At 60.8% G+C, this 12,080-nt stretch carries 10 protein-coding genes; 8 read left to right on the top strand and 2 right to left on the bottom strand.

The window, feature by feature from the left end:
* Positions 1-2: 2 nt before the first annotated feature.
* Positions 3-707 (bottom strand): helix-turn-helix transcriptional regulator, encoded by a 705-nt coding sequence (locus HMPREF3145_RS10275; RefSeq protein WP_070423137.1) that lies wholly within the window; start codon positions 705-707, stop codon positions 3-5.
* Positions 708-901: 194 nt separating this feature from the next.
* Between HMPREF3145_RS10275 and mptB the strand changes: the two genes are divergently transcribed.
* From mptB to HMPREF3145_RS10250, 5 genes are read left to right on the top strand one after another with little or no spacing between them, the layout of a single operon-like run.
* Positions 902-2,506, top strand: a complete 1,605-nt coding sequence (gene mptB, locus HMPREF3145_RS10270) for a polyprenol phosphomannose-dependent alpha 1,6 mannosyltransferase MptB (protein ID WP_141740870.1) — start codon at positions 902-904, stop codon at positions 2,504-2,506.
* A 6-nt stretch (positions 2,507-2,512) separates the two neighbouring features.
* Positions 2,513-3,439, top strand: coding sequence for an ABC transporter ATP-binding protein (locus HMPREF3145_RS10265; protein WP_070423135.1), 927 nt, complete (start codon positions 2,513-2,515; stop codon positions 3,437-3,439).
* A 4-nt stretch (positions 3,440-3,443) separates the two neighbouring features.
* Entirely contained in the window at positions 3,444-4,232 is a 789-nt protein-coding gene (locus HMPREF3145_RS10260) for an ABC transporter permease (protein ID WP_070423134.1), read from the top strand.
* A gap of 45 nt (positions 4,233-4,277) precedes the next feature.
* On the top strand, positions 4,278-5,231 hold the full coding sequence (locus HMPREF3145_RS10255; RefSeq protein WP_070423133.1) for a COX15/CtaA family protein: 954 nt from the start codon (positions 4,278-4,280) through the stop codon (positions 5,229-5,231).
* Between the two features lies 1 nt (position 5,232).
* Positions 5,233-6,210 (top strand): quinone oxidoreductase family protein, encoded by a 978-nt coding sequence (locus HMPREF3145_RS10250; RefSeq protein WP_070423132.1) that lies wholly within the window; start codon positions 5,233-5,235, stop codon positions 6,208-6,210.
* On the opposite strand, the gene HMPREF3145_RS10245 is transcribed toward HMPREF3145_RS10250, so the two are convergent.
* The gene (locus HMPREF3145_RS10245) at positions 6,207-7,124 is read right to left on the bottom strand and encodes a heme o synthase (protein WP_305764338.1); all 918 of its coding nucleotides are present in this window, start codon (positions 7,122-7,124) and stop codon (positions 6,207-6,209) included. The genes HMPREF3145_RS10250 and HMPREF3145_RS10245 overlap by 4 nt on opposite strands.
* A gap of 155 nt (positions 7,125-7,279) precedes the next feature.
* On the opposite strand from HMPREF3145_RS10245, the gene tkt reads away from it, so the two are divergent.
* From tkt to zwf, 3 genes are read left to right on the top strand one after another with little or no spacing between them, the layout of a single operon-like run.
* A complete protein-coding gene (tkt, locus tag HMPREF3145_RS10240) occupies positions 7,280-9,451 on the top strand; it encodes a transketolase (RefSeq protein WP_371325712.1) in 2,172 nt (723 codons plus the stop codon).
* A 6-nt stretch (positions 9,452-9,457) separates the two neighbouring features.
* Positions 9,458-10,549 carry a transaldolase gene (gene tal / locus HMPREF3145_RS10235; RefSeq protein ID WP_070423130.1) on the top strand — a complete coding sequence of 364 codons (1,092 nt, stop codon included), beginning with the start codon at positions 9,458-9,460 and terminating at the stop codon, positions 10,547-10,549.
* A gap of 1 nt (position 10,550) precedes the next feature.
* Entirely contained in the window at positions 10,551-12,068 is a 1,518-nt protein-coding gene (zwf, locus tag HMPREF3145_RS10230; RefSeq protein WP_070423129.1) for a glucose-6-phosphate dehydrogenase, read from the top strand.
* The last annotated feature ends 12 nt before the right edge of the window (positions 12,069-12,080 follow it).

Raw genomic sequence — 12,080 nt, 5'->3', positions numbered from 1 at the left:
CTTCAGTCATTGTCAGCCGCTCCTTTCGTTTCGTTTCCCGCCTTTGGGGCGAGAGGGATGTTAGTCGTGCAGATGCCGTGTCCGTCCACAATAAGGGCGAGCGGTTGCACATGCGTATCGACGATGCGCGCAATGGCCTCGTGTTCCGCCTCGCACAATTCTGGATGCTCAGCCGCTACCGCGGAGACTGGACAGTGGTGTTGGCACAGTTGGATACCTGCTGGCGTACGCCTGACGGTGGGCTCGTATCCGTGGGCTTCGAGCGCGGCAGCAACAGCTTGCACTGCTGCTTCCGGGTCGTCACTGTCAGCACCAGTCTGGACATCTGCAAAGATGCGTTCGGCCCTCCTGCGAGCGAATTCACGCACCGCTTCCTCGCCGCCGATAGATTCGATCACATCAACGGCCTCAAGTGCGATGGTGTCGTAGCTCGTACCGAACTCTTCCCTACCCTTGACGGTGAGCTGGAAGTGCTTTGCCGGACGGCCGCGGGATGCCTGATCCCCTGCTACCGCACGCGGCGGGCAGGTTTCTGCCATCCCTTCTTCAACGAGTTTGTCCAGATGGCGTCGTACGCCGGCGGGCGAAAGTCCAAGCTCGGTGCCGATTTCGGCCGCCGCAACGGGCCCTTGTTTGAGCAGGATAGACATCACCTGCGAACGGGTTGTTCCGTTCGCGCGGTATGCAGTGTCTTTCTCTGCCACCATGCAACCCCTTTCCTTGGCTCTCTGCTCGCCTTTACACAACACTAGTGTGTCGTAATTATTCCCGCCGAAGCGGGTCTCCTTGGCGTGGCGCGCACCAAGTAAGCTCTAGCGACGTGACTGCCCAGCCTCCCCGCTCGCCGAGATTGCCGCGTCTGCGGCGCCCTGGCCGTGCGGTCCTTGCGGAGTTTCCCCACATGGGGCGGCCCGGTTCGCGTTCCTCGGAACTGCACAATCCGTCGCCCGGGTTTGATGGCGGTTCGTCCATTCCACAACCGTCTTACCGGGAGCGGGACCGGTTTTTCATTTTGCGCTGGCTCGGAGCCCTGGGCGCGTGTCTCATCGCGCTCGGTGGTTTAGGTGGCGGGGCGCTCCCAGTCGTCGATAATCCGTGGTTCGCCTTCCCCTTTGGGGCCACCATGAGTCGAATGATGCTGGCTTCTAACGCCATCGTGCTCATCGGCGTGGGCATGCTTGTCGCGTCATGGCTGATTATGGCGCCGTTTGTCGGCGCAGGTGGGCACGCACCGCGCATCGGAGCACCGGCGTTGCAGCGCACGTTCGTCGCATGGGTGCTGCCACTCATGTTGACCGCGCCCCTGTTTACTCAGGACATTTATTCTTATTTGGCTAACGGCGCGATTGTGCGCATGGGGCTTGATCCGTACGCCGCCGGGCCAGTAGAGATCCTCGGCGTCGACCACCCACTGGCCAGGTCCGTGCCGTTCATTTGGGCGCACTCTCCAAGCCCGTACGGGCCGGTTGCACTCGGCATCGCGGCGTTAATTTCCATTGTTACCGCCGATGCAGTGTTTTGGGGGGTCTTCCTGCACCGTGTGCTTTCTGTCGCGGGATTGCTCGCAGCATCGTGGGGGTTGCGTGCCCTTGCGCAACGGTGTGGCGTCAACGCCTCGGCTGCGCTGTGGCTCGGCCTGCTCAACCCACTGACCATCCTGCACCTCGTCGGAGGTATTCACAACGAGGCGTTACTGGTCGGCTTCGTCCTCGTCGGCCTCGAGCTCGGGCTCAGAGCAGTCGATCCGATCCGAATTGGCGACGCAACGTTCCGTACCTGGATCACCCTGATAGCATCGGGCGTTCTCCTCTCCTGTGCGGGGTTGGTGAAGGTGACCGGGTTCATCCCGCTGGGGTTTATTGGCATGGCGCTCGCGCGCAGTTTTCACCTCAAGGGAGTCTCTACGGTGCGCTCCATTGCGCGGGCAGTCGCCGTGCAAACGCTTATTTTCTTAGCGACGATCACACTCGTCTCCCTCGGTACCGGCATCGGGTTCGGGTGGGTGACGGGACAGGGCGGTGCTGCGTCGATACGCAGTTGGCTCTCGCTGACCACCGACATCGGCGTCATCAGCGGATTCATTGGGATGCTGCTAGGACTTGGCGATCAGACCGAGGCGATACTCGTCATTACGCGTGGCGCAGGGCTCGCCGTAGCTGCAGCGTTCGCGGTCCGCATGTTGTGGGCCACGTTCAAGGGCACGATCCACCCCGTCGGCGGGCTCGGCGTATCCATGCTGGTGCTCGTGATCCTGTTCCCGGTGGTGCACCCCTGGTATCCGCTCTGGGCGATCTTGCCGCTAGCGGCCTGGGCGAACCGGTTCTTTTTCCGGGTGATTGTGGCGTCTTATAGCGCGGTTTTTAGTTTCCTTGTACTCCCGCGCGGGCTGGCACTGCCGCCGTTTGCTGTGGTGACAATCTACGGGTCAGCCGCTGTTGCGTTCACTGCGTTAGTGCTTGTTGCCTGGTTGGGTTTCCGGTACTGGCGGGGCCGCGGGCTAGACTGATCGGCCATGAGTGATCTTGCTCTTGAAGTCGACAATGTCGTCAAGGAGTACGGCGAAAAGCGGGCTGTCGACGGACTGACGTTTACCGCGCGCCGTGGTGAACTTTTGGCACTGCTCGGCCCGAATGGTGCCGGCAAAACGACGACGATTGAGATGTGCGAGGGGTTTACCACACCAACCTCCGGGTCTATCCGGGTGCTTGGCATCGACCCTGTTACGCAACCGCAGAAGGTCCGTGACCGCATCGGCATCATGCTGCAAGGGGGCGGATCCTATGCGTCGTTGAAGGTTCGCGAGATCCTGCAGCTCGCTGCGCGGTACAACACCAATCCTCACGACCCGGACTGGCTTATAGAGCTGCTCGGGCTTGAAGGCGTAGCGAAGACCACGTACCGCCGCCTGTCGGGCGGTCAACAGCAGCGACTGTCGCTCGCGCTCGCGATGATTGGTCGCCCGGAACTAATCTTCCTCGACGAACCCACCGCGGGCATGGATGCCCAGTCGCGCCTCGCAGTATGGGACATCATCCAGGCGATGAAGCGTGACGGCACCACTGTGCTCCTTACCACCCACTTGATGGACGAAGCGGAAACGCTCGCCGACGACGTTGCGATCATTGACCATGGCAAACTCGTCGCCCAAGGCTCCCCAGCGGAGTTGACCAGTCATGAGGAGTACCCGGTTGTTGCTGTCCGCACGGACCGTAAGCTCGATGTGCACCTGCTTAACGACGAACTCCGAGCGCTCGACATTACCGCCGAGGCAGTCAGCCCTCGGCGCTACCGAATTCTTGGCGCCGGTTCCCCGGCCGTCATCGAAGCGCTTGCGCGAAGTGCTGCCCAGCAAAACGTGCTGATCCGGGATTTGTCGATGTCGCACCGCGACCTTGAGGACGTCTTTTTGGATATCACCGGACGAGAGTTGAGGAGCTAACGCAATGACCACGCAAGCCCAGACCACCGACCGAGCTCTTACCCCTGGTATTTTCACGCCGAACCCGCAACGTGCATCACTTGCACAGATGGCACTGGCACAAGGCCGCGTTGAAGCAAGGCTGATGCTGCGCCACGGCGAACAGCTCCTCGTCAACCTCATCATCCCTGCTGCGGTGCTCATCGCAGCCACGCACATGCCGATGTTTGGCGACGACACCGACTTCAACGCACTCGTTCCGATGGTGTTTGCTGTTGCTGCTACCTCGGCTGGCTTCACGGGCCAGGCGATTGCCCTTGCGTTTGATCGTCGATACGGAGCGCTCAAGCGCGTGGGCGCCTCGGGCGTGCCACCATGGACCATTGTCGCCGGGAAAATCTTCGGTGTTCTCGCCACCGTTTTGGTACAGATCGTCGTCCTCGGCGCGATTGCCCTATACCTGGGCTGGCGAGTTTCGGTCGCAGGCGCTGGATTCGGCCTGATTACCCTGCTGTTCGGCGTGGCGGCGTTTACCGCCATGGGACTACTGATGGGCGGTACGTTGAGCTCCGAGCTAGTCCTTGCGCTGGCAAACCTGATCTGGATTGCGTTCATGGGCATTGTTGGATGGGTGGTCTATTCCGGAGACCTTTCTAGTGCCGGTGTTTGGAATGCTGTGCCCACGGTCGCGCTAGCCGGCGCTTTGGCAGATGCTGTTGACCTGCGTTTTAACGTGTCGGCTTGGGTCTCGCTCGCAGTATGGACTGTCCTAGCGATCATCGGGGCGGTGCGCCTGTTCCGCTTTGACGACTAACCGCGATACACTCAAGCCGTTATTCATCCGAAAGTTGGAGAAGTTTTGTCGACCACCACCGCCCAGCCAAAGTCCCAAAGCCGCTTCAAAGAGGCCTGGCAAGATCCCTCACTCCACCTGCAGCGCGTTCTCGGCATGGTGCTGCTCATCTGCCAAGGTGGCATTACGGTCACCGGCTCGCTTGTCCGCGTGACCGGTTCCGGTCTCGGTTGCGACACCTGGCCGCTGTGCCACGAGGGCTCACTCGTGCCGGTTGCGGGCGCTGCACCTTGGATTCACCAGACAATCGAGTTTGGTAACCGCCTGCTCGCCTTCGTCGTCGCCGCTGCCGCAGTCCTTGTCCTAATTGCGGTATACAAAGCGAAGCGCAGCGACGCAATCAAGACGATGGCTTGGGTTTCCTTCCTCGGCGTTGTTGTCCAGGCCGTCATCGGCGGCATTTCAGTACGCCTCGACCTGCAATGGTGGTCCGTCGCGGTGCACTTCCTGCCGTCGATGCTGCTCGTGTGGGTTGCGGCAGTGCTCTACATGCGCATCGCAGAAACCGATGCGGCCGAGCCGACGCGCCGCTTCCCCGCGCATGCTCAGACCTGGACTGTCATCGCCGCCGTCGCGCTCTGCTTTGTCCTCGTTACCGGCACTATGGTTACCGGCTCGGGTCCACACTCGGGTGATTCCGGTGTTGGCATGGAAGGTCGTCTCGACCTCGACACCCGGATGCTCGCCTATGTCCACGCCATCTGCATGTACGTCTACCTCATCGCAACCTTCGTCGTCGCTTTCATCTTGCGCCGCTCTGATGCCCCTGCAGACGCAAAACGAACCGTCTGGGTGCTCATTGCATTGATTTTTGTGCAGTGGGCCATCGGCGTCATCCAGTTCAGGATGGGTGTTCCACGCTGGACAATCCCAGCCCACATCGGCATGTCATCAACGGTCGTAGCATTTAGTGCATTCCTTTTCGCACACGGAAAGCGTCGTTTGCCTACGCTAGTGTGACATGAAGGCAATTCTTGTTACCAAACATGGCGGCCCGGAGGTACTCGAATACACCGAGATCGCCGATCCCGTTCCAGGCGAGGGGCAATTGCTTGTCGACGTCGACTATGCCGGCGTCAACTACATAGACACGTACTTCCGCTCCGGAACGTACGCCTCTGAGCCTCCCTACATCCCCGGCACCGAAGGTTGCGGCCGAGTGGTCGACGACCCATTGGGGGAAATCGCGCCGGGTACGCTCGTCGCTTGGCACGACGCTCCAGGGTCCTACGCAGAGAAGGTTGCCGTCGACCGCAACCGTCTCGTCGCAGTGCCGGAAGGCGTGCAGCCCGAGGTTGCGGCATCCATGCTTCTACAGGGGATGACCTCGCACTACCTTCTCCACGGTGTTCGAGATACCAGGCCGGGAGACACCATGGTCATCACTGCTGGCGCCGGTGGCGTCGGCCTTATCCTGACCCAGATGGCTGCGGCGCTCGAAACCACGGTTTATTCGATTGTTTCTAGTGACGAGAAAGAGGATCTCGCGTACAAAGCCGGAGCGACCAAGGTGTTCCGATACGGAGACAAGGGCTCCGCTCTCGCAGAGGAAATCAAGGAAGCCAACGGTGGCAAGGGCGTCAACGTGGTCTACGACGGCGTTGGCAGGGACACTTTCCAGTTTGCCCTTGAGGTCACAGGTCCGCGTGGCCTCGTGTGCTCCTTCGGTTCCGCGTCGGGCGACGTGGAGCCGTTCAAGATTCAAGAGTTGAACCAGCACGGAGCACTGTTCCTCACCCGCCCCTCGCTGAAGCACTACGTTGCCACAGACGAGGAGTTCCTCATGCGCGCACAGGCAGTTGTCCGTGCGATCGAGGACGGCACCGTCAGGATGCGCGTCCACCCGCCGTATGAGCTCAAGAACGCCCGCAAAGCCCATGAGGATCTGCAGGCGCGTAAGACCACAGGTTCTGTGGTGCTCAAGATCGAGCGGGATTAGAAGAGCAGTTCTCCTATAGTCTCCCAGCCAAGCACGGCGTCAAAGGACAGACCGAGGAACAGGGCCGCGAGGTAGTTGTTCGACAAGATGAACAGCTTTAGCGGCTTGACCTTCTCGCCACGGACGATGCCGTTGTGCAGCTTGGTCGCCATGACGAGGAATGCGACACCGGATACCACGGCAATCACGAGGTAAATCCACGACGCAGCCGGCACGAGGCCAAACGAGACAATGACGGTCAGCCAGGAGTACAGCACGATCTGACGGCTGGTTTCTTCTGGCGAGGCCACCACCGGCAGCATCGGCACATTCGCACGCGCGTAGTCTTCCCTGTACTTCATTGCTAGCGCCCAGGTGTGCGGTGGTGTCCAGAAGAAGATGATCAGGAACATCACGATGGCCTGCCACCAGTGGTCTGGCGTTCCGTCGGTGACGTTGTCGCGGATCACGGCCCAACCGACGAGCACCGGCATGCAGCCAGCCGCGCCGCCCCAAATCACGTTTTGCCACGTGCGGCGCTTGAGCCACTTCGTGTAGACGAAGATGTAGAACGCGTTGGTCAAGATGATGAAGAACGCCGCCAACCAGGACTTACAGAGCAAACCAAGCCACAGCACACTGATGATCAGCAGTGCCCATGCAAAGACGGCGGCCTTTTGCTTGGTGATCTTGTGACGGACCAGCGGGCGGGCGCGCGTACGCCCCATCTTCTGGTCGATGTCGTAGTCGGCCACCATGTTGAACGTGTTTGCGGCGCCGGCACCCATCCAGCCTCCGAGGAGAGTTGCGAAGACGAGCCAAACGTGAACTTCGCCGCGGTCAGCCTGGAGCATCGCCGGGATTGCGGCGACCAGGAGTAGTTCAATGACCCTCGGCTTCGTCAACGCGAAATATGCCTTAATGGTCTCCAACAACTCTCTCCTTTTTATTCTTCAGGTGGCGCAGGGCACTCATACCTTTGGACGATGGTAGCCGTTCCCCCACTGTAGGCACGAATCGAACACGCCATAAGGGTCACGCAGTATGCTCTTGGGAGACCTCATCAGACTCAACTTAAGCGAGGAATGAAGTGACGCTGCCACCCGAGCTGCAAGCCATGACTGTCCGCAACTACCCGTCGGATTGGACCGATACTGACACCCGCGCGGTTGATACCGCCCGCGTGCTGGCGGCCGACGCGGTGGAGAACTGCGGGTCCGGACACCCGGGTACGGCGATGTCCCTGGCGCCGCTCGCCTACACCCTGTTCCAGCGTGTGATGAATGTTGACCCGTCCGACAAGGATTGGGTTGGCCGCGACCGCTTCGTGTTGTCCAACGGCCACTCGTCGTTGACCCAGTACGTGCAGCTCTACCTCGGTGGTTTCGGCCTCGAGCTGCAGGACTTGAAGGATCTGCGCACCTGGGGTGCAAAGACGCCGGGGCACCCGGAGTACAACCACACGGACCATGTGGAGATCACTACGGGTCCACTCGGCCAGGGCCTTGCCTCCGCTGTGGGCATGGCAATGGCTTCTCGACGAGAGCGCGGCCTCTTCGACCCTGAGACGCCTGCTGGCGAGTCCCCGTTCGATCACTACATCTATGTCATCGCTGGCGACGGCTGCCTCCAAGAAGGCGTCACCGCAGAGGCATCTTCGCTTGCAGGTACCCAGCAGCTGGGCAACCTCATCTTGTTCTGGGACGACAACCGGATCTCCATTGAGGACGACACCCAAATCGCGTTCACCGAAGACGTGATGAAGCGTTACGAGGCCTACGGTTGGCAGACGCTGACCGTCGAGTCGGGCGAGGATGTCGTGGCAATCGAAGCAGCCGTCGCAGAGGCGAAGGCCGAGACCACGAAGCCGACCATTATCCGTGTGAAGACCGTCATCGGCTACCCGGCCCCGAACCTGATGAACACTGGTGCTATCCACGGCGCAGCTCTCGGCGCGGACGAGGTAGCTGCGGTGAAGGCTGAACTCGGCTTCGATACCGACGTTCACTTCCCTGAGGAAGCCGACGTGATCAACCACACCCGCAAGCTGCGTGAGCGCGCAGCCGAAAAGCGTGCCCAGTGGGATGAGAGGTTCAACGCCTGGGCTGCGGCAAACCCGGAACGCAAGGCGCTGCTGGATCGCCTCACTGCCCGTGAGCTGCCTGCGGATTGGAAGAAGGACTTCCCCACTTGGGAACCGGATGCCAAGGGCCTAGCTACCCGAAAGGCTTCTGAAGCTGCGATCCAGGCTGCGGCCGCTATGCTGCCTGAGCTCTGGGGCGGTTCTGCGGATCTTGCTGGTTCCAACAACACCCTCATTAAGGGCGAGCCGTCGTTCGGTCCTGAGTCGATCTCTACGGAGATGTTCTCGGCGAACCCGTACGGCCGCAACCTCCACTTCGGTATTCGTGAGCACGCGATGGGCGCTGTCATGAACGGCATTGCCTTGCACGGTGGTACTCGCGTATACGGTGGCACCTTCCTCATCTTCTCTGAATACCTCTACCCCGCCATCCGCGTTGCCGCACTGTCCGGCATCGATGGCTACTACGTGTTTACGCACGACTCGATCGGCCTTGGCGAGGACGGCCCAACTCACCAGCCGGTGGAGACTCTGGCTGCGCTGCGCGCTATCCCGGACGTTGCAGTGATTCGTCCGGCAGATGCGAACGAGACTTCTGCTGCGTGGATCGCGGCACTCGAAGCGAAGGAACAGCCGAAGGCCCTGGCCCTGTCGCGCCAGAACCTGCCGGTGCTCGAGGGCACCAAGGAGAAGGCGTTCGACGGTGTCGCCCGCGGCGCTTACGTCCTGGTTGAGAGTTCGAAGGAGACTCCGGACCTGATCATCATGGCGACCGGCTCCGAGGTGCAGTACGCGGTTGAGGCCGCCAAGGTGCTCGAGGAAGATGGCACCGCAACGCGTGTGGTTTCCGTGCCGTCCATTGATTGGTTCATGGAACAGGACGAAGACTACATCGACGCTGTTTTGCCTCGCGAGGTCAAGGCCCGTGTGTCTGTCGAGGCAGCAACCTCCATGCCGTGGTTCCGCTTCCTCGGCGAGTTCGGCCGCGCTGTGTCGCTGGAGCACTTCGGTGCTTCTGCCCCGGGCGCGGAGCTTTTCGAACGCTTTGGTTTCACCACCGACAACGTTGTCCGCGTCGCCCGCGAGACTCTTGCATGCGTGCGAGATAACCGCAGCGTGCCAACGAGCCAGCGTGTTGGCGACACCGAGTCCGAACCAACCCGCGGCGACGGAAAGTAGGAGTGCATGACTGCTATCGACGATCTGTACAACGTAGGCACGTCAACGTGGCTGGATGACCTGTCGCGTGAACGCATTGCTACCGGCAACCTTGCTGAAGTGAAGGCATCGAAATCGATTGTCGGCGTAACCACTAACCCGGCGATCTTCGCTGCGGCGATGAGCTCGGGCACACACTACGACGAGCAACTCGCCGAGTTGAAGGCTGCTGGATCTGCTGCTGATGCAGCGGTTTACGCAATGAGCGTCAAGGACGTTCAAGATGCGTGCGACCTGTTCCGCGATACGTTCGAGGCAACGGGTGGCAAGGACGGTCGCGTGTCCATTGAAGTAGATCCTCGCTACGCAGCCGACGAGGCAAAGACCATCGAACAGGCAAAGGAGCTCTGGAACCAGGTCGACCGGGAGAACTTGATGATCAAGATTCCCGCGACCGACGAGTCGCTTCCGGCCGTCACCGCCGCCCTCGCTGAAGGCATTTCGGTCAATGTGACGCTGATCTTCTCGGTAGAGCGCTACCAGCAGGTCATCGACGCGTACAAGGAGGGCATCCGTCAGGCTGCCGCGAACGGCCACGATGTCAGCACTATCCATTCGGTGGCATCGTTCTTCGTATCCCGTATGGATAGCGAGGTGGACAAGCGCCTCGAGGTCATCGGCACCGACGAGGCTCTCGCGCTTCGTGGCAAGGCAGGCATTGCGAACGCCCGCTTGGCGTATGCACTGTTCCAAAAGGAGTTCGAGGCGGAGCTCATCGACGAACTGCCTAACGGCGCGAACAAGCAGCGTCCGCTCTGGGCGTCAACGGGTGTGAAGAACCCTGAGTACCCTGCGACGATGTACGTCACGGAGCTGGCCGGACCGGATACTGTAAACACGATGCCGGAGAAGACTCTTGACGCGGCGCTCGCGGATGGCGGTGTGCACGGCGACACGCTCACCGGCACCGAAGCTGTCTCCCGCGAGGTGTTTGCGGCGCTGCGTGAGGTTGGCATTGACGTTGAGGATGTCGTCGCCACGCTAGAGCGCGAAGGCGTAGAGAAGTTTGTGGACGCGTGGCAGGAGCTGCTCGATTCGATGAAAGCTAAACTCGCCTAATGTGACTAACCCACTCCGTTCCCCTGAGGACAAGCGGCTGCCCAAGATCGCCGGACCTTCCGGCATGGTTATCTTCGGTGTGACCGGCGATCTGGCCCGCAAAAAGCTTCTTCCCGCGATCTATGATCTAGCGAATCGCGGTCTGCTCCCCGGCGGGTTCACGCTCGTCGGCTACGGGCGGAGGGACTGGACACAGGCTGATTTTCAGGCCTATGTCCGTGAAGCAATCGATGCGGGCGCGCGCACTAGCTTTCACGAGAATGTGTGGCAGCGCCTCGCTGAAGGTCTTCAGTTTGTCAAGGGCAACTTTGATGACGACGACGCCTTCGACGCCCTTGCGGCCACGTTGAAACGCAGCGACGCGGAACGCGGCACTGCTGGCAACTGGGCGTACTACCTGTCGGTACCTCCCGATTTTTTCGCGGATGTGATCCACCAACTTGATCGCAGTGGTATGGCCCACGCAGGTGAAGGCGAGTGGCGGCGCGTGATCATCGAGAAGCCATTTGGGCACAACGCGCAGTCAGCGCACCAGCTCAACGAGGTGGTAGGCGCCGTGTTCGACGAGCGCTCCGTGTTCCGCATCGACCATTATCTGGGCAAAGAAACCGTCCAAAATATTTTGGCCCTGCGCTTTTCTAACCAGCTCTTCGAGCCCGTGTGGAACTCGCACTACATCGACCATGTGCAGATCACCATGGCCGAGGACATCGGCCTCGGTGGTCGGGCGAGCTACTACGACGGCATCGGCGCAGCGCGCGATGTTATCCAGAACCACCTGATTCAGCTGCTCGCGTTGGTTGCCATGGAGGAGCCGACATCGTTCTCGCCACGGCAGCTGCGCGCGGAGAAGCTTAAGGTGCTTCGTGCCACCACCGCTGTCGGCCCGTTCTCTGAGACGACGGCACGCGGCCAGTACACCGCGGGTTGGCAGGGCTCTGAACGCGTCGTAGGGCTGCGGGAGGAAGACGGATTCGATCCGAATTCGACAACTGAGACGTACGCAGCATGCACGCTAGAAATCGCGTCGCGACGTTGGGCTGGTGTGCCGTTTTATCTGCGCACCGGCAAGCGCCTAGGCCGACGGGTGACCGAAATCGCGCTTGTCTTCAAACAACCCCCGTACCAGCCGTTTACAGAAGGCCAGACGGATTTGCTGACCAACAACGCAGTGGTCATCCGCGTCCAGCCCGACGAAGGTGTTCTCATGCGCTTCGGTTCGAAGGTCCCTGGTGCGGGTATGGAGCTTCGGGACGTGAACATGGATTTCCACTACTCGGAGGCGTTCACGGAACAGTCCCCAGAGGCGTACGAGCGTCTCATCCTTGATGCGCTGCTTGACGAGTCCAGCCTGTTCCCCACTAACGCCGAGGTGGAGCGCAGTTGGCAGATTCTGGATCCGGTGTTGGACTACTGGGCGGAACATGGCGCCCCTGAAGACTATGAGGCAGGCACCTGGGGTCCTGCGTCCGCTGATGAGATGCTTGCCCGCGAGGGCCGGGCGTGGCGTCGTCCGTAACGGAGCAGAAAG

Origin of the sequence: Corynebacterium sp. HMSC05C01 (genome assembly GCF_001807155.1) — a bacterium.
In the GTDB taxonomy this organism is placed as follows: Bacteria; Actinomycetota; Actinomycetes; order Mycobacteriales; family Mycobacteriaceae; genus Corynebacterium; species Corynebacterium coyleae.
The sequence above is the reverse complement of the archived record's forward strand: the minus strand, read 5'-3'. Positions and strand labels throughout refer to the sequence as shown.